This window comes from Gimibacter soli, assembly GCF_028463845.1.
In the GTDB taxonomy this organism is placed as follows: domain Bacteria; phylum Pseudomonadota; class Alphaproteobacteria; order Sphingomonadales; family Kordiimonadaceae; genus Gimibacter; species Gimibacter soli.
Genome location: NZ_CP116805.1, coordinates 148,341 through 167,294, shown reverse-complemented (window position 1 = coordinate 167,294; position 18,954 = coordinate 148,341). Strand labels below are relative to the sequence as shown.

12 protein-coding genes are annotated in these 18,954 nt (G+C 62.2%); 5 read left to right on the top strand and 7 right to left on the bottom strand.

What is annotated here, in order from left to right:
- The first annotated feature begins 53 nt into the window (after positions 1 to 53).
- Together PH603_RS00745 and PH603_RS00740 are read left to right on the top strand one after the other, a co-directional pair.
- Complete coding sequence (locus PH603_RS00745) at positions 54 to 488, top strand: DUF1330 domain-containing protein (RefSeq protein WP_289504005.1); 435 nt, start codon at positions 54 to 56, stop codon at positions 486 to 488.
- A gap of 62 nt (positions 489 to 550) precedes the next feature.
- A complete protein-coding gene (locus tag PH603_RS00740; RefSeq protein ID WP_289504004.1) occupies positions 551 to 1,753 on the top strand; it encodes a hypothetical protein in 1,203 nt (400 codons plus the stop codon).
- Here the strand turns inward: PH603_RS00740 and glpD are convergent.
- From glpD to PH603_RS00720, 4 genes are read right to left on the bottom strand one after another with little or no spacing between them, the layout of a single operon-like run.
- Entirely contained in the window at positions 1,737 to 3,239 is a 1,503-nt protein-coding gene (gene glpD, locus PH603_RS00735; RefSeq protein WP_289504003.1) for a glycerol-3-phosphate dehydrogenase, read from the bottom strand. The genes PH603_RS00740 and glpD overlap by 17 nt on opposite strands.
- Positions 3,236 to 4,453, bottom strand: a complete 1,218-nt coding sequence (locus PH603_RS00730; RefSeq protein ID WP_289504002.1) for an efflux RND transporter periplasmic adaptor subunit — start codon at positions 4,451 to 4,453, stop codon at positions 3,236 to 3,238. Before PH603_RS00730 ends, glpD begins: the two co-directional genes overlap by 4 nt.
- A 19-nt stretch (positions 4,454 to 4,472) precedes the next feature.
- The gene (locus PH603_RS00725; RefSeq protein ID WP_289504001.1) at positions 4,473 to 6,863 is read right to left on the bottom strand and encodes an ABC transporter permease; all 2,391 of its coding nucleotides are present in this window, start codon (positions 6,861 to 6,863) and stop codon (positions 4,473 to 4,475) included.
- The gene (locus PH603_RS00720; protein ID WP_289504000.1) at positions 6,860 to 7,579 is read right to left on the bottom strand and encodes an ABC transporter ATP-binding protein; all 720 of its coding nucleotides are present in this window, start codon (positions 7,577 to 7,579) and stop codon (positions 6,860 to 6,862) included. Before PH603_RS00720 ends, PH603_RS00725 begins: the two co-directional genes overlap by 4 nt.
- Before the next feature lie 213 nt (positions 7,580 to 7,792).
- Here PH603_RS00720 and PH603_RS00715 point away from each other — a divergent pair, with 213 nt between their 5' ends.
- Entirely contained in the window at positions 7,793 to 8,836 is a 1,044-nt protein-coding gene (locus PH603_RS00715; protein ID WP_289503999.1) for a LacI family DNA-binding transcriptional regulator, read from the top strand.
- Positions 8,837 to 8,842: 6 nt separating this feature from the next.
- Here PH603_RS00715 and PH603_RS00710 read toward each other — a convergent pair whose 3' ends face one another.
- The 3 genes from PH603_RS00710 to PH603_RS00700 are packed head-to-tail and all read right to left on the bottom strand — an operon-like array spanning position 8,843 to position 13,926.
- Positions 8,843 to 10,465 (bottom strand): alpha-glucosidase family protein, encoded by a 1,623-nt coding sequence (locus PH603_RS00710; RefSeq protein ID WP_289503998.1) that lies wholly within the window; start codon positions 10,463 to 10,465, stop codon positions 8,843 to 8,845.
- Positions 10,466 to 10,467: 2 nt separating this feature from the next.
- Positions 10,468 to 12,321: an alpha-amylase family glycosyl hydrolase gene (locus PH603_RS00705; protein ID WP_289503997.1), complete on the bottom strand. Its 1,854-nt coding sequence runs from the start codon at positions 12,319 to 12,321 to the stop codon at positions 10,468 to 10,470.
- A 12-nt stretch (positions 12,322 to 12,333) separates the two neighbouring features.
- Positions 12,334 to 13,926, bottom strand: a complete 1,593-nt coding sequence (locus PH603_RS00700) for a sodium:solute symporter (protein WP_289503996.1) — start codon at positions 13,924 to 13,926, stop codon at positions 12,334 to 12,336.
- A gap of 435 nt (positions 13,927 to 14,361) precedes the next feature.
- Here PH603_RS00700 and PH603_RS00695 point away from each other — a divergent pair, with 435 nt between their 5' ends.
- Both PH603_RS00695 and PH603_RS00690 read left to right on the top strand, forming a co-directional pair.
- Positions 14,362 to 17,133 (top strand): TonB-dependent receptor, encoded by a 2,772-nt coding sequence (locus tag PH603_RS00695; RefSeq protein ID WP_289503995.1) that lies wholly within the window; start codon positions 14,362 to 14,364, stop codon positions 17,131 to 17,133.
- A gap of 94 nt (positions 17,134 to 17,227) precedes the next feature.
- Positions 17,228 to 18,739 (top strand): tryptophan halogenase family protein, encoded by a 1,512-nt coding sequence (locus PH603_RS00690; protein ID WP_434783315.1) that lies wholly within the window; start codon positions 17,228 to 17,230, stop codon positions 18,737 to 18,739.
- Positions 18,740 to 18,954: the final 215 nt, after the last annotated feature.

Genomic DNA, 18,954 nt, shown 5'->3' with positions numbered 1-18,954 from the left:
ATTCGCGCCACCTGTTAGGCTCCCTTACTGGTTGCCATAAGGGGGGACTGTTCATGGCGGAAGATCGGTATATCGACCCGGATCGTGAGGCGTTCGAGGCCTTCAAGGCCTTGCCGCGCGATACACCCATCCACATGCTGAACCTGATCCGCTACCGGGCGGAAGCCGCCTATCCGGCAGGCCATGCGCTGGCTGGCAAGGGGCTGACCGGGGCCGAGGCTTACGCCGAATATGGCAAGGCATCCGGCCCCATTTTCACGCGGCTTGGCGGCAGCATCCTGTGGCGCGGGCGGTTCGAGGGCATGGTGATCGGGCCGGATGACAAACAGTGGGACAATGTTTTCATCGCCCAGTATCCGAACGCGGGTGCCTTCCTCGCGATGGTCACCGACCCCGACTACAGGCTCGCGGTCGTCCACCGGCAGGCTGCTGTGCTGACCAGCCGCCTGATGCGGTTCACGCCGGACACCAGCGGCGACATGTTCTGAGGAGTGCAAGCGGCGTGATGGGGCGGTTTTTAAGGCGTGCAGTGTTTCTGGGGGCGGGGCTTTTGGCTGCAGCACCCTCGGTGGCGGCAGAGGCCGGTATCGACCTTGTCACGGTCGCCGATGTGCGCCTCACCCTTTCGGACGCTGACGGCAGCGGCGCGCACGCCGGCGGGCAATCGCTCGTGCGCTTTGGCGAAGGGGCAAACGCGGCGCGCCTTGCCTTTGCCTCGCTGGAGCTGCGCCCCTATGTAGGCCGCACGTTCGATGGCTTGTTTCAGGTCCGTTACGATACGCAGGGCGGGCTTGACCTGATAGAAGCCTATGGTCGCTACCAGACACCGGACCGCACGCTTTCGCTGCGCTTCGGCCTGATGTTCCCGCCCGTCTCGCGCGAGAATGTGGCCGATGGCTGGCAAAGCCCCTATACGATCACGCCGTCCGCGATCAACAGCTGGGTTGGCGAGGAATTGAAGGTGCTGGGTAGCGAGGCAAGCTGGCGCTGGCGCGCCGGCGGGCATGATCTGCTGCTGTCGGCTGCCCTGTTCGGCTTCAACGACACGGCGGGTACGCTGCTCGCCTGGCGCGGCTGGGCGCTGACAGACCGGATGGTCGGGGCGTATGAAGGGGTCACCCTGCGCCAGGTGCCGGCGCTGCCAGCAGCGTTCCCCGAACAGGCGTGGGATACCAAGCCGGTTTACGAGGTCGACGACCGGCTGGGCTATTATCTCCGCGCCCGCTGGCAACCACCGAAAGGGCCGGTTGTTGACGCGCTTTACTATAGCAACCGCGCCGACCCGCAGCAGGTCGAGAACGGCCAGTATGGCTGGGATACCCGCTTCCTGAGCCTCAGCCTTGAAGGCGATATCGGGCGTGACTGGCATTATATCCTGCAGGGCATGGAAGGGGCGACCCAGATGGGCTGGCCCCTGAAGGCCGAACCCGACCGCCGCGCGGTGGACGCACATTTCCGTTCGGCCTACGCGCTTCTCAGCGTCCGCTTACCGGGCGCGCGGGGCGAGGGCTGGCGGGTGTCCGGCCGTGTCGATCTTTTCGAGGTCGCGGACCGAAGCTGGGTCAATATCGATAACAACAACCAGTCAGGCCATGCCGTCACGCTGGCCGCTGCCCGGCGCCTGAATGACTGGGCCGAGCTGTGGGTCGAAGGCTTGCACAGCCGCCAGTCCCGGCCGGCGCGGGAAGCCGACGGTCTCGCGCGGGTGGAATATGCCAATCAGCTGCAGGTGAGCCTCAGAGCCGTTTTCTGAAGGCGTCGATCCAGCCCTTGAGGGTCGCAACCTCGGTATCCGAAAGCGACAGGCCAAGCTTGGTGCGCCGCCACAGGATATCGTCCGTGCTTTTCGCCCATTCAGCATTGATCAGGTGGCGGACTTCTGCCTCGTAAAGATCGGCCCCGAAATGGGTGCCAAGCCCGGCTGGGCCTTCCGCACCATTCAGGATGGCGTCCGCCCGGCTGCCATAGGCATGCACCAGCCGCTCGACAGTGGTTTCGGCGACCCATGGATATTTGGCCGTAATCGCCGCCATCCCCGCTTCGAACGAGCCGATATCTCCGCCGGGCAAGGGGGTGGTTGCGGTGCGACCCCGGCGCCGGTCGTTGACAGTCTCGGCGAGCTTGTCGACGGCTTCTTCGGCGAGCACACGGTATGTGGTGATCTTGCCGCCCAATATGGTCAAAAGTGGTGGCTCGCCCTTCCCGCCTTCAAGCCGCAGGCTATAGTCCCGTGAAAGGGCAGCGGCCGGGGTGCTCTCGTCCCCGATCAGGGGCCGCACGCCTGCATAGGTTGCCACCACATCGGCGCGCTTTGGTGCCTCGCGGAAATAATGGCCGATGATATCCAGTAGATAGCTGATCTCTTCCTCGCTGGCGCTCACTGCCGCCGGGTCGCCCGAATAGGCGCGGTCGGTGGTGCCGACCAGCGTGAAACGGTCGAGATAGGGAATGGCGAATACAATGCGGCCATCGGCGTGCTGAAGGATATAGGCGTGCTCGCTGCTCGCGAAGCGCGGTACGATGATATGGCTGCCGGCCACAAGGCGCACAGGGGTGGGGGCGCTGCCCTCGATCCGGTCGGAAACCTGCCCGAGCCACGGGCCGGATGCATTGACAAGGGCCCGACCGCGGAGCGTGCCTTCGGACCCGGTTTCAAGGTCGCGGACCGCCAGATGCCAGTGCTTGCCGTGCCGGTGTGCCCCGGTGGCCATCGTGCGGGTCATGATCGAGGCACCGGCCTCACGCGCTGCGATGGCATTCATGACCACAAGCCGGGCATCATCGACCCAGGCATCGGAATAATCGAACCCGCGTTTGAAGTCGGGCTTCAGGAAAGCTTCGTCGCGTTCCATGTCGACGCCCGCCGACCCCGGCAGGCTGCCGCGCATGGCGAGGTGATCGTAAAGGAACAGCCCCAGCCGGATCAGCGGCACGGCGCGCAGGTGCGGCTCGTGCGGCAAGCGGAAGCGCAGCGGCTTGATCAGGTGCGGCGCCAGCGACAGGAGCCGCGCCCTTTCCTTCAATGCCTTCCGGACAAGTCGAAACTCTCCGTACTCAAGATAGCGCAAGCCCCCATGGATGAGCTTAGATGACGCAGATGATGTACCGCTCGCCAGATCGGCCTGTTCGACCAGCGCGACCGAAAAACCGCGGAGCGCGGCATCAGCCGCGATCCCGGCACCATTGATCCCGCCGCCGATGACGAGAAGGTCGAAGGGATCGTCGGTCGCATCGCTCATTGTTCGATCTCGCCGTTTCGCGGTTGCACCTTGCTGCCGTCTTCAAGCCCTTCTGGCGGGTAAAGGACGACCGTGTCGCCGTCCGTCAGCCCGTCGATCACGGCGGCATGGGCATTGTTCATGGCCCCGACCGTGACGGGCATCTGCCGGGCACGGCCGCCGTCCACCCGGAACACCGCCCATCCATCGCCGCCGGTGCGCACCAGTGCCGAAATGGGCACCGTCAGCGCATTCGCATCGCTTGATACGATCAGCCGCACATCCACACGGTAACCATGTTGCAGCCCGCCCGCCACCCTTGGCACGTCCTTGGTGTCGAAATCGATCACCGCGTCCACCCGCTGTTCTTCAACGCCGAGCGCCGAATATTTGGTGTAACCCTTGGGTTCGATCAGCCGCAGGCGGGCCGGGAAGGCGGTGCCGCCCCAGTTGCGCACTTCGGCCTTTGTGCCGGGTGGCAGGTTCACGACCCGCTGGCTCAGGTAATCGACGACGATTTCAAGGTCTTCGGGGTTGCCGACTTCCATCAGTGGCGTGCCGGCGGCCACCACCCCCGCACTTTCGTGCAGCAGGGTCAGGACCTTGCCGGAAACGGGGGCGCGCAGCTCGATGATGCCACCGGCCTTGCCGCTGGTGCCGGGGCCGATAAGCGAGGCACGGGCGGCGCGGAGGTCGGCTTCCCGGGCGCGCACGGCGGACCGGGATGCGGCAAGGGCGGCGCGGGCACTGTCGCGGGCCTGCCGGGCAGCATCCAGCCGCGCGGGGGCATAGGTGCCGCTCGCCGCCAGCGGTTCGACCCGCGCATAATCAGCCTCGGCAAGCGTCAGCGCGGCCTCGGCGCGGGTGGCTTCGTCCCGTGCGGCGGCAACCGCCGCGTCAGCTGCCGCGATGGTGGCGGCGGCCTCGCTTTCGCGGCGTTCGTCAAGGAAGGCTGGGTCGGCGGGCAACAGGGTCGCAACGATTGTCTCGCCGCCCACCACCGTGTCGCCGCGTTCCATCGGCAGGCGCAGTACCCGGCCGGCGACCGGCGCATGAACCGTGTACAGCTCCTTCACGCGGGTGAAGCCATCGTCCTCGACCCATGTTTCAAGCGTGCGCCGGGCCACCTTGCCCATCGCCACATCCACGGGTTTCGGCATCGCCCCCCAGATGATGACCCCAACGGCAGCGGCCCCCATGGCGGCGAACAGGATATGTTTCGGGCTCAGTTTCACGGTCGCATGTCCTTGTCTGTCAGTCAGAATATTTGAGGGCGGAAACGAGATCCAGCGTGCGCACCTGTTTCATCACCATCCAGCCCGATATGGCGGCAGCGATGACGATGATCAGGGTGGCATAGCCATAGGTCCAGGGTGCAGTCACTTCGGGTACGCGGAAAAGCTCGCTGCTCATTTCCGTCGCCAGCATGCCGGCGAGCTGCCGCCCCATGAAACCGCCAAGCGGCAGTGCCAGAAAAATCAGGATGCCAAGCTCACCCAGCAGCACCAGATTGACGTCCCCCCGGCTGAAGCCGAGGACGCGGAGCGTGGCAATCTCGCGGACCCGCTCGGCAAACGATATGCGCGCGCTTGAAAATACCACGCCGAACGCGATGAGGCTGGCGAAGGCGGTGTTGAACAGGTTCATCGTATTCAGGTTTTCATCCATCATCGCCCGCATCACTTTGTAGGCGTTGGCGTTCGATGTCACCGCTGCCACCTTCGGCGCCTTCTTGAGTGCCGCGTAAAGATCGTCCATCCGGGCCGGGTCCACTTCCAGATGCACGCCGGAGACACGCGGCCCGAGCCCGGTGAGGGATGCAAGCTCGTCATGGTCGATAAGCGCCGAGAGGCCGATATAGGTGGTGAAGATGTGAACAACCGGCAGGTCCACCCGCTTGCGGGCCCCCGTGCGAAACTCCACATGGATCGTGTCGCCTACACCCACCTGCAGGCGTTCGGACAGACTTTCCGAAATGGCAAGGCCGTAGGGCGGCACCGGCACGGCTTCGCCGGCCTCGTTTTCCATCAGGCTCAGTTTCGTGTCCGGCCAGCGCCCGGTCAGCGACAGGGCCCGCTCATAGGTGCCGGCCTTGAGGATCGCGGGGGCGGCATAGAAGGGCTCCACCCGTTGCACACCGGGCAGGGCTGCCATTTCATGCACGATGCCCTCGCCCTGGTCTTCGATGAAGCCGACGGTCACATCCTGCCGGTTCAGCGACTGGAACTGCAGCTGCATCATGAAATTGACGCCGTCGAACATCGAATGCGCGGCGACCATGATGGTCATGCCGAGCGCAATACCGAGACAGGTAAGCGCCGACCGCACCGGCCAGCGCACCAGATGCCGGAGAATGAGCCTTAGTCCCTGGTCGAGCTTGGCAAAGAGCGGGCTATCGAGCCGGAGATGGCTATAGTCGGTGGGCGCAGGCGGCGCCATGGCGACAGCGGGGCGGAGCGCGATCACCCGGCGCATGGCGATGAAAACGCCAACGGTGGCGGCCAGAAAGGCGAGCCCCAAGCCTTGCAGGTAAACGGGCAGGCCCGCGGTGAATTCCAGCGACGGGAACTGGTAATAGGCCCGGTAAATCTCGGCCAGTCCCCCGCCCATTCGGGTGCCGACGATGAAGCCGGCGGCCACGCCAAGGGCGACCATGGCATAGGCAAAGATCAGATAGTGGCGGGCGATGGCGGCATCGGTGTAGCCGAAGGCCTTCATCAGCCCGATCTGGCCGCGCTCCTGATCGGTGATGCGCGAGACAACGATATTGAGGAGATAGGCCGCCACCCCCATGAAGATGGGAGGGATGATGCCGCCTGTCACATTCAGCTGCTGGAATTCGCTTTCGATAAACTGGTTTGAAAGCTGGGTATCGCGGCCATAGGTGTTGCCACCGCCATAGGGCAGCAGCAGCCGGTCGGCTGCCGCTTTCACATCGGCTTCCATCGCGCCGGGCAGCAGGCGGATCAGGATTTCATTATAGGCGCCTTCCATTTTGAAGGCACGCGAGACCGCCCGTTCGGGCATCCAGAAAACGGCAAAGCGGCGCGGATCGGGGATCAGCTCGCCCGGCGGGATCGCGTAAATGAACTCCGCTGAAAGGGCGGTGCCGGTGATGCGGAAGCTTTTCTTGGCGCCGTACAGCACCGCTTCGATCGTATCGCCGGGTTTCAGGCCGTGGGCCTCGGCAAATTCGTCGGCGATCACCAGATCGTCGGTGTGGGCATCGGGCAGGTGGCCGCCTGTCAGATGCAGCCGGTTGATGAAGGGCTGACGGCCTTCGGGCAGGGATATCACCCGGGCTTTCACCGGCGCGGCTTCGCCCGGCATGTCAAGGATCGCGGCGGCGGCAATGCGCGGCTCGGCGCGGGCAACGCCGGGGTGGTGCGCCAGCGTTTCGACGATGCCGCCGGGGATGCGCACAGCGGGCGCCCAGAGATGCGCCATCATCGCCTCGGCATAATAGGTATCCCGCGTGATGAAGAGCGAATTGACCACCCCGTTCATCATCACATGCACGGCGGTGCCGGCGGTGACGACAAGCGAAACGGCCAGCACCTGCAACCGCATGGAGCCGAGCATGCGGATCAGCTTCAGGGTCAGCGGCCGGGATTTCAGGCCAAGGCGGGCAAGGAGCGCGATCACAGCACAATCTCCGCCGTTGTCAGCGGATTGTCGTTCATCACGTCTTCCTCCACCTGCCCGTCGCGGAAGCGGATCACCCGGTCGGCAAGCGGGGCGATGCCCTGATGGTGGGTGACCATGATGACGGTCGCCTGTTCCTTCCGGGCAACGTCCACCAGCACTTCAAGCACCTTGCGGCTGGTGGCGCTGTCGAGTGCCCCCGTCGGCTCATCGCACAGCAGCACCTTTGGCCGTTTGGCGATGGCGCGGGCGATGGCAACGCGCTGCTGTTCGCCCCCTGAAAGTTCGGACGGGAAATGCTTGCCGCGTTTCGCAAGCCCGACAGCGGCAAGGGCATCGCCAACCGGCATCGGGTGGGTGGCAATTTCGGTCACCAGCCGCACATTTTCGTCCGCCGTCAGACCCGGCATCAGGTTATAGCTCTGGAAGATGAAGCCCACGCTGTCGCGCCGCCAGCGGGTCAGGTCCCTGTCCTCGAACTTTGTGATATCGGCGCCGTGAAAACGCACATGGCCGTCCGTTGGCGCATCGAGCCCGCCAAGGATATTGAGAAAGGTGGATTTGCCGCTGCCCGAGGGGCCGAGAAGCACAACAAGTTCGCCGTCACCAATGGTGAGGTCGATCCCCCTGAGTGCGGCAACGGCGGCTTCGCCTTCGCCGTAAATCTTGGTCAGCCCCCCGATTTCGAAACAGGGGGCACGCTCCCGGCGTGTCATCTTTGCATCCCTGACGACGTTCGTTTGCAAAAGCTATCTTATGGGCAGCATTGCAGTCTTGCCAAGCGTGGCGGATTGACGCGGGCTTGCCGCCCCTGTGGCAGGCCCCGCCGTTTTGCAAAAAGTAATTTCATCGCCTGTTTTGCCCTGCTAAGCTCTTGGGGTGGCCCTGAAAAATTTTGCAAACAAGGATGGGCCGGTTGCGAGGACTGAATGACGACGAAGGTGAAGCCGGAAGACGGCGAAGAAGGTGCGCTGAACAAGCTTGAGGACCTGGCGGAACTCGCCGGGGTCTCGATCTCCACCGTGTCGCGCGCCCTTGCCGGCAGTTCGCTGGTCAGCGAGCGGACCCGCAACCGCATCCTCGCCATCGCCGAAGCCAACAATTATGTGGGCCGTACCCGCCAACGGGTCGAGGTTGCCGAGCCCGCCAAGACGATCTCGATCGTGGTGCCGCCGCCGCAAGGTCGCGACAGCCGCCTGTCGGAACCGTTCCTTCTGGACCTCATCGGCGGGATCGGTGACGCGCTTCGGGAACGTGACTGCGACCTTCTGATTTCGCACCTGATGCCGACGGAAGTTGAAGCCGTGACCGCGCTTGTCTCCGGCGGGCGGACGGACGGGCTGATTTTCCTCGGTCAAAGCACGCTGCACCGGCAGCTCAACGCGCTCGCCGCCACCGATACGCCTTTCGTGGTGTGGGGGGCGCATATGCAGGATCAGGCCTATTGTTCGGTCGGGTCCGACAACCGGCAGGGCGGCTACCGCGCCACCAACCACCTGATCCGGCTCGGCCGTTCGCGAATTGCGTTTCTCGGCGATACCGACGCGCCTGAATCCGCCCTCCGCTTCGAAGGCTACAAGGCAGCCCTGTCCGACGCCGGCATCAAGCTGCGGCCCGAGCTCGTGCGACCTGCGCATTTCTTCCCCGAATCCGCAATGGAAGCGGTCGAGGTGCTTCTGGAAGAAAATACCGCGCTGGATGGAATTGTGGCGGCGTCCGACATGATCGCCATGGGTGCCATTCGCGGCCTTATCCGCAACGGTATCCAGGTGCCGAAGGATGTGTCGGTCGTCGGCTATGACGATATCCATGTGGCGGCTTATTCAAGCCCCGCGCTGACCACCATCAAGCAGGATGTGGCGAAGGCCGGCCGGCTGCTCGTTTCGAAAATCCTGCGCCGCATCGCGGGTGAACGTGTCCGCTCCGCCCTTCTGCCCACCGAACTGATCGTTCGCGAATCCTGCGGGGCGTGAAGCCGGTTAAAGCTTCACGATCCAGCCGCTGAAAGGCCCCATGGCGCCGGTGGCCGGGTCGCAGGTGCCGCTGGTTTGCAGCACGGTTCCGGTCTCTCCCTCAAAGCGCACATCACCGTTCGACAGGTTGAAAACGCAGAGGAGCGTTTCGCCGTCCGCTTCCCGCGTGAAGGCGAGGATCGGCTCGGGCGTGTCGAGGAAACGGTGGCCGCCGACGCGCAGGGCGGGATGGCTCCGACGCAGGGAGAGGAGGGCCTTGGTGAAGGCGAGCGTCGAAGTGGGGTCTGATGTCTGCACATCGGCGGCAAGGGAGATATGGCGCGGGTCGAGCGGCAGCCACGGATCGCAGCTCCAGCCGCCGAACTGGGTATCCGCCTTCCACGGCATGGGGGTGCGGGTGCCGTCGCGGCCAAGTGTTTTCGGCCAGTTGGCGAGGGCTTCCGGGTCCTGCAACCGGTTGAAGGGCACATCGGCCTGCGGCAGGCCGAGCTCTTCCCCCTGATAGAGGAAGATGGTGCCGCGCAGGCTGAGGAGCAGCATGTTCATGGTGCGGGCAAAGGTGGCGGGGTCTGCCTCCTTGCCCCAGCGGCCGAGCGTGCGGGGCCGGTCGTGGTTCGAGAAGGTCCACGAAGGCCAGGCATCGGTCGCGGCATCCCAGTCGGAAAGCGCCTTGCGGATGACACCGGCCGAAAGTTCGGGCGATTCGAGGAAGATAAAGCTGTAGGCGGTCGAAAGGCGGTTGTTGCCCTTCGTATAGTCGCTCATCTCCTCGATGGCGCGGCGGCCGCCGATTTCGGCAACCGTGAAGCGGTCGCCGCTGTAGCTGTCCAGAAGTGCCCGGTAACGTTCGATGAACGGCAGGATATCGGGGTGCGACTGGTTATAGCATTGTTCCTGGAAGTTGAAGGTATAGCTCTCGCGCGCCGCCGCCCCCGGATAGGGCGGGTTATCGCGAAGCTCCGGGTCATGCATATAGAAGTTGGTGGCATCCAGCCGGAAGCCATCGACACCGCGATCGAGCCAGAAGCGCGCGGTGGCAAGAACGGCTTCCTGCACGTCGGGGTTATGGAGGTTGAGGTCCGGCTGCGACGACAGGAAGTTATGCAGATAATATTGGCGCCGTCCGGCGTCCCACGTCCAGGCCGGGCCTGCGAAGACCGACAGCCAGTTGGTGGGCGGGGTGCCATCTGCCTTGGCGTTGGCCCACACATACCAGTCGGCCTTGGGGTTATCGCGCGAGGAGCGGCTTTCCTTGAACCATTCGCATTCGGCGGACGTGTGCGAATAGACCTGATCGATGATGACCTTGAGGCCAAGCGCATGGGCGCGGGCGAGAAGGGCATCGAAATCGGCCAGCGTGCCGAAGATCGGGTCGACATCGCAGTAGTCGGCGACGTCATAGCCGAAATCCTTCATCGGTGATTTGAAGAAGGGCGATATCCAGACGCCGTCCACGCCAAGCGCTGCCACATGGTCGAGATGGGCGGTGATGCCCTTCAGGTCACCGATGCCGTCGCCGTTGCTGTCGGCAAAGCTGCGCGGATAGATCTGATAGATCACCGCGCCCTTCCACCAGACAATGTCGGGGGCAGCGACAGCAGCAGGATGATTGAATGCGGGTGCGGTCATGATCAGTTCGTCCGGCGGTAAAGAATGTAGGAAAGCGGCGCAAGGCGGAGCGTGCCATCAGGGCTGAGTTCCGCCGTGCCGCTGGAAAGAACAGGGGTAAGCCCGGCGGGATTGGCGACCGCCAGAACGGCGCTTGCTTCCTCGGTGCTTGTGTTGATCGCCGCGACCAGTTCGCTACCCGACGCGAGATCGGTGCGGTCGAAGGCGAAGATACCGGGCGCGTCCCCGGCAGCGACTGTCCGCTGGTTGCCGCGCATCAGGGCGGGTTCGGCCTTGCGAACCGCTGCGAGCGTCGCGATCTGGCGGTAAAGCGGATGATCGGGGTTGAAATTGTCCCCGGCGGTGGTTGCGTCCGAGCCAATCAGGACATTGTCGTTGTAGCTCTCAACCTGGCTCGGGAACATATTCTCGCGGGCGGCCTGGTCGCCGCCGTCGCCGGTGAAGCCCTGCTCGTCGCCGTAATAGATGACGGGCACGCCGCGCGCGAAGAAGAGAAGCGCGTTGGCAAGCTCGGCCCGCTTCAGCAGTTCTGCGGGGTCTGCGCCCGGGTGTGCCTGCTGCAGGAAGAAGCCGAAGCGGCCCATGTCATGGTTTCCAAGGAAGGTCGGCAGGAAGGTCGCAGATTTGCCTGCCACACCCGTGTATTCGATGTCGCCATCGAAAAGGTCGGCAAGCGCCTGTGTGGGGGCGAAGCCTGCCTTCGGGGCAGTCTCCGACTGGAAGCCCGTCGAGAAAATGGCCTGCTGGCTGCCGGCTTCCGGGATGCCGACGATGGTTTTCTGGATCGTCCACTGAAGGGCGAAATCGAGCACGGACGGCAGCTTCGCCACATTGGTGAAATGGCTGAGCTGCTTTGGCGTAAATTCATAGACTTCGCCGAACATATAGAAGTTCGGCAGGCCTTCGGCCTTGGCATGCTCGATGATCGCGGGTGCAAAACTCTGCCAGAATTCATCATTCACATGGCGCGCGGTATCGATGCGGAAGCCATCGATGCGGAACTCGCTGATCCACCATTTGTAGATGTCGGCCATTTTGGCGGCGACTTCGGGATTGTCGGTATCCAGATCATCAAGCCCGGCGAAATCGCCATAAAGGCTGCTTTCGCCCTTGAAGGTCGAATTACCCTGATTGTGATAATAGCGCGTGTCGTTCAGCCATTCGGGCTTTTTGATCCCGGCTTCGGCCGCAGGCACATAGGCCGTATATTTGGGCTCGCCCAGCGGGCGATACGGGCAATCGGCCTGTTCGGGCATCATTTTGCCGGTATCTGGCCCGGCGCATTCCAGATACTTGATCACGTCCGCCGTGTGGTTGGTGATGATATCGAAAATCACCTTGATGCCGCGCGCGTGGGCCGCTGCCACTAGCGCTTTCAGGTCGTCATTGGTGCCGAAATGCGGATCGATCTGGGTAAAGTCGGTGATCCAGTAGCCGTGATAGCCCGCCGACTGGTCGCCCGGGTTGCCCTGCACCGGCTTGTTCTTGAAGATCGGCGTCATCCAGATCGCGGTGACACCCAGCCCTTCGATATAATCGAGCTTCTCGGTGATGCCCTTGATGTCGCCGCCGTGGAAATAACCCTTGTGGGTGGGGTCGAAACCATGGTCGGGGGTCTCGCCCGCGATGCCGCCACGGTCGTTCGACGGGTCAGCGTTTGCGAAGCGGTCGGGCAGGATGAAATAGATCACCTCGTTCGTGGCCGGCCGGTCAGCGGGGCTTGTAACCTTCACGCCCTCGGTTGCCTCGGCAGGGGCTTTCGCCTGTTCGGTTGATTGCTCCGGGCTGCAGGCGGCAAGAAGGGCGGCAAGCGATACGCTGGCGAAGGCGCCCGTAAGAAACTTCTGACTAATCATTCGGCAACCCCCTTACCGGAACGAGACAACAATGACGGTGGCAATCACGGTGAGCGCGAGCGCGTGCAGGCGGTAATTCTGCCACCAGGGCAGAGCCTTCAGCGCCTCGGTCTCGGCGCGGTAGCCTGCAACCGTCCAGACATAATTTTCGACGTCGGAGACTTCCGAACCGCGCTTCAGGCCGCTTGCCACCACCAGCACGAGGCAGGAGAAGGCAAAGAGGATCGGCGCCATATAGAGGAAGTGCAGATGGAAGGTGCCGGTGACTTCAATCAGCACGAAGCAGATGGCACCGGCGAGCGTGCCAAGGCCGAGCGTGGCAATCGCCCCCGTGGCGTTCGCACCGCGCCAGAAGCTGCCGAGGATGAAAAGCGCCACGGTCGGCGTCACCGCATAGGTCAGGATCTTCTGCAGATATTTGAAGAGCGAATCGAACTTGCCGATCTGCGGCGCCCAGAGGATCGCGGCGAGCAGGATGCACAGCGTGACAAGGCGGCCGACGGCGACCATGCGGTCGGCCTTCAGTTCCGGCCAGCGCGGCTTGATGAAATCCATCGTCACGAGCGTGGCGGCGGAATTCACGGTCGAGGTCACCTGGCTCATGATCGCAGCAAGGAAGCCGGCGAGCACAAGGCCGAGAAGGCCAGTAGGCAGCAGGTGCGTCAGCAGGGTGGGGAACACGAGGTCAGCGCGTTCGAGTTCCGGGAACAGGATGATGGCGGCGGTACCCGGCAGTACCATCAGGAACAGTACCGGCAACTTCAGCAGGCCACCGAACAGCGCGCCCCAGCGGCCATGCTCGATCGACTTGGCCGAAAGCACGCGCTGCACCATGAACTGGTTGTTACACCAGACATAGAAGCCAAGGAGCGGCGCCCCGAGCAGGAGGCCGAGCCATGGCATGCCCGGATCATCGAGCGGACGGATGAGGCTAAGTTTGGTTTCTGGTACAGCGGCGGTGATCGCATCCCAGCCCCCGACCGTATTATAGGCAATGACCGAAATGACGGTGCAGCCGACAAGGAGAATGACCGCCTGGACGGAATCGGTATACATCACGGCCGCCAGCCCGCCGGCGATGGTGTAGGCGCCGGCAAAGGTGGCGAGCCCGGTGATCGTTACCCACATCGGCGTGTCGGGGAAGAAGAGCTTCAGCATCAGCCCGCCGGCATAAAGTGTGGCGGCCGTATCGATCACGATGGTGAGGAACAAGGTGAGTACCGAGAAATAGACCCGCGCCCGCTTGTCGTAGCGCCGTTCCAGATATTCTGGCATTGTAAAGACGCGGGAACGCAGCACAAACGGCAGCACGAAGATCGCGAAGAAAGCGAGGATGACAGCAGCCAGCCATTCATAGTTATAGACCGAGATACCCGTGGCGTAGGCGTCGCCTGCGAGCCCGACGAGCGTGGTACCCGAGATGTTGGACGCAAAAAGCGACAGGCCGATGATCGGCCAGGTCGATTTGCGGCCGGCGAGGAAATAGTCCTCGGCCGAATGGGACCGTTTGGCGAACCAGATGCCGAGAAGGAAAATGGCGCTGAAATAGATGCCGATGATCGAATAATCGAGATTGCCGAGCATGGCACTGGCAGATGACACCATCGATTCACTCCCCTGGCCGCACTGTGGCGGTCCGACCCCTTGTTGCAAGCATCGCCCGGAGCGGCTTGCCGTTTCTATGGTTTTGCAAAATTACGCATCGTTTTTGCAAAACGTTTCAACCAATGTTCGGTCGATCTTGAGGCGCATTATGGATCAGGACTTATCGGGTAAATCAAGAAAAAACGTTGTATTCAGCCATTTTTTGTGCGTTGCGGCAAAATTGGTCTAATCTTTTGTGCAATGCAAACTTTTGCAAAGATTGTAACAAATTTCAAAAATCAGCTTGTATTTTGCAATATGTTGGATAATTTTTGCAAACGACCGAACGTTGGCGGAGCAGACCGGAAGGGGGTGTGCGCCGTCTTTCGCCGCCCCTCAAAATCGGGTGGCCGGTTCGGTACGGGAGGGAAAAACGTGCATTCTTCGGAGAGGGTCATGGAAACGACTAAGAAGGATTTCCGCATTCGGCTGCTGGCCGGTGTGGCGACCGGTGCTGCGCTTGCTTTCGCGGTAACCGGCGGTGTTTCGGCGCAGGATCAGGGCGCTGACGAAACTGAACTCGATGAGATCGTCGTCACGGGTATCCGTGCCTCGATCCTGTCGTCGGTTGAAAAGAAGCGTGCTTCAAGCTCGCTCGTAGAAGCCATTTCGGCGGAAGATATCGGCAAGCTGCCCGATGCCTCGATCGCTGAATCGATCGCGCGCCTGCCGGGCCTTGCTGCCCAGCGCCTTGATGGCCGCGCCAACGTGATCTCGATCCGTGGCCTTGCCCCCGATTTCACCACCACGACGCTGAATGGCCGCGAACAGGTTTCGGCCAACAACAACCGCGCGGTGGAATATGACCAGTATCCGTCGGAACTGATCAACGGCGTCGTGATCTACAAGACGCCGGACGCGAGCCTGACGAGCCAGGCGGTCGGCGGTACCGTTGACCTGCAGACCATCAAGCCGCTTGCTTATGGCAAGCAGGCACTGGTTGTGAACGCCCGCGCGGAATATGCCGATCTCGGTGCCCTCAACTCCGGCACGTCGGCCTGGGGCTACCGCGGCAGCGTTTCCTACGTTGACCAGTTCGCGGACGACACCATCGGCCTCGCGCTCGGTTATGCCCGCATGCTGTCACCGACGCAGGAAGAGCGCTGGAATGCCTGGGGCTTCCCGAGCGATAACGGCAATGCAGATGGCAACCTCGTCATCGGTGGTGCCAAGCCCTATGTGAAGTCGAACGAACTGACTCGCGACGGTTTCCTTGGCGTGCTCGAATTCGCGCCGCATGACAGCGCCTTCAGCACCACGATTGACGCCTATTATTCGAAATTCGACGACGAGCAGACCCTGCGCGGCATCGAAATTCCGCTGTCGTGGTCGGGTGCTTCGCTGCAGGACGGCTGGACGGCAGATAACGGCCTTATCACCGAAGGCCAGTTCAATGGCGCCGAGGTTGTGGTTCGTAACGACTTCGTGGACCGCAAGGCCAAAACCCTCGCCCTCGGCTGGAACACCAAATACGAGCTGAGCGAGACCTGGCACCTTGAAGCCGACCTCAGCTATTCGAGCGTTGACCGCACCGAGCGCAACACCGAGACCTATTCCGGTACCGGCCGTGGTTCAGGTGTAGGTGCGACCGATAATATCGGCTTCACCATCACGCCGGATGGTAGTGCCATCTTCACCCACGGTCTTGACTATTCCGACCCGAACCTCATCCAGCTTGGCGGTCCGCTCAGCTGGGGTGGTGGCCTGATCGGTGCCGGTGTGTTCGACAACGACCGCGGCCAGGACGGCTTCGTCAACGCGCCTGAAACCGATGACGAGCTTTGGGCTGTTCACCTGAGTGCCGAACAGACGCTCGATAACGGCTTCCTGTCGTCGATCGAATATGGCGCGCGTTATTCGAAGCGCACCAAGAGCCTGCTTGATCAGGGCTTCTTCCTGACCCTGAAAGAGTTTGCTGCGGACCAGACCTTCAACACGCTCCCGGTTCCGTCGCAGTATCTCCTGGATCCGACCTCGCTTGAATTCATCGGCATGGGCAACATGCTTTCGTATGACGCCCGCGCGCTTTACGAATCCGGCGCCTATCTCGTGACCGATGCATCCGAGAGCGAGCTTTCGCGCTCCACCAACAGCTGGCTTGTCGAAGAGAAAGTCTCGAACTTCTATGTTCAGGCCAATATCGACACCATGCTCGGCGAGCTGCCGGTTACCGGCAACATCGGCGTGCAGGCGGTTCATTCGGACCAGAGCTCGACCGGTTCGGCGGTTCGTGTGGTCGCTGAAAACGGTGTGAACACCGTCCAACTTCTCGAAGTGACCGACGGCAAGAAATACTGGGACTTCCTGCCCAGCATGAACGTCGCCTTCAACCTGAATGACGACAACAAGATCCGTCTTGGCGTCGCGCAGGTTCTGGCCCGTGCCCGCATGGACCAGATGAATGCCGGTTTCGAGCTCGGCTATGACCAGACGACCCGCATCGTTCGCGGCAAGGGCGGCAACCCGCGCCTCGAGCCGTTCAAGACGTGGCAGTTCGACCTCGCTTACGAAACCTACTTCGGTGAAGGCGGCTATGCCTCGGTTGCCGGCTTCTACAAGAAGGTCCAGAGCTTCCCGTTCACGACCTTCGAAGAGTATGACTTCACCGACGTTCTGGCGAATGCCGGGATCACCGACGCAGCCTCGAATACCGGCCTCATCGAGCGTCCGGGCAATATCGATGGCGGCAAGATCTATGGTGTCGAACTTTCGATGAGCGTGCCTTTCTCGATGTTCTCCGAGGCGCTTGACGGCTTCGGCGTACTCGGTTCGGCCAGCTTCACCAAGAGCTCGATCCGCGAGACCCCGGACAGCGATCCGATCAAGATGCCGGGCCTTTCGAAGACCGTGCTGAACGGCACGATCTACTACGAAAAGCACGGCTTCCAGGCTCGCGCCAGCCTGCGTCACCGTTCGAGCTTCCTTGGCGAGGTTTCGACCCTCAGCCTTGCGCGCGCCCTTGTGGACGTGAAGCCTGAGACCATCGTTGACGCGCAGATCGGCTACGATCTGTCGGAAGTGGGTATTGAAGGCCTTTCCCTGCTGTTCCAGGTGAACAACCTGACGAACGAGCCCTTCACCTCCTACTATAACAACGACCCGCGTCAGGTTCGCGACTTCCAGAACTATGGCCGCACCTTCCTCTTCGGCGTGACCTACAAGATGTAAGGTCCGGGAAGCGTGCTTCTCTAAAATCGCCCCCGCTGGTATTGCCGGTGGGGGCTTTTCTTTCTAGCCTCCGGGAAACGAAGGGCAGGCACGGATGCAGGATATGCGGATCAGGCGGGTGGTGATTGTGGGCGGCGGGACCGCCGGCTGGATGAGCGCTGCCCTGCTGACAAAGGTGCTGGGCACCGGGCTTTCCATCACGCTGATCGAATCCGACGAGATCGGCACTGTGGGTGTGGGCGAAGCGACGATCCCGCCCATTCAGGTTTTCAATCAGGCTATCGGCATGAATGAAGCCGACTTCGTGAAGGCCACCGGCGGCACCTTCAAGCTCGGGATCGAGTTTGAAAACTGGGGCGGGCTTGGCGACCGCTACATGCATGCCTTCGGCACCATCGGCCGCCCGCTAGGCCTCACACCCTTCCATAATTTCTGGCTGCGCGCCCGGCAGGCGGGCAGGGCAGATGCCGGGAGCCTCTGGAACTATAGCTTCAATTATCAGGCGGCTTCCCGTGACCGCTACGCCCGGCTTGACCGTATCCCCAATTCGCCGCTTGAAGGCATCGTTGAAGCCTATCATTTCGACGCAGGCCTTTATGCGCGTTTCCTGCGGCAAGGCAGCGAAGCGGGCGGCGTGAAGCGGATCGAAGGCATGATCATGGGCGTCAACCGCGACGGCGAAAACGGCTTCATCCGGTCGGTGACGCTGAAATCCGGCGAGACGGTTGAAGGCGACCTTTTTATCGATTGCTCGGGCTTCCGCGCACTGCTGATCGGCGAGGCGCTTGGGGTTGGTTACGAGGACTGGACCCGCTGGCTGCCCTGCGACCGCGCCATCGCGGTGCCTGCCGAGAACGGACCTCGGCTTCGGCCCTATACGCAGTCCATCGCCCACAAGGCAGGCTGGCAGTGGCGTATTCCGCTGCAGCACCGCGCCGGCAACGGGCATGTGTTTTCCAGCAACCATATGAGCGAGGACGAGGCAGCCGCCATCCTGATGGGCAACCTTGAAGGCAAGCCGCTCGCCGATCCGCGCACCATCCGCTTCCGCACCGGGCGGCGGGCCACATTCTGGGAAAAGAACTGTGTATCGGTCGGGCTGTCGTCGGGCTTTCTGGAACCCCTGGAATCGACAAGCATCCACCTGATCCAGACAAGCATCGTGCGGCTGGTGCAGATGTTCCCGGATCTGAATTTCGCCGCCGCCAATATCGCCGAATATAACGCGCAGGTGGGGTTCGAATATGAACGCGTGCGCGATTTCATCATCCTGCACTATCACCTCAACCGCCGCACCGACAGCGCCTTCTGGACGGCATGCCGCGAGATGGCAGTGCCCGAAAGCCTGACCCACCGGCTGGACCTGTTCCGGCAGACCGGGCGGATTTTCCGCGAAAATAATGAACTGTTTTCCGAAGTTGCCTGGCTGCAGGTGATGGTGGGGCAGGGGCTGATGCCGGAAAGCTTCACGCCGCTCGCCGACAAGCTGTCGGACGATCAGCTGGGGCGGTATCTCGCCGATCTGCGGCAGATCATCGATGCGAACGCGGGACGCTTGCCCGGCCACCGCGAGGCTGTCGCCCGGCTTATAGCATCCGCCGTCTGATTTTTGCAAAAATATGACAAGATGGATCGCCGATCCGGTTCGGGGTCGGCATCATAACTACCTATAGATAAACACCTATCGCCGAATTCCGGGCTGGCGGTGGTTCAAATTATTTATGCAAAAACATGATAATTGGCTTGATTTTTGCATAAAACCAGCTACCATTTGCACAGGTTTCGTGGCGAATCGTGCGCGAAGCCTTAAGTTTCGAACCG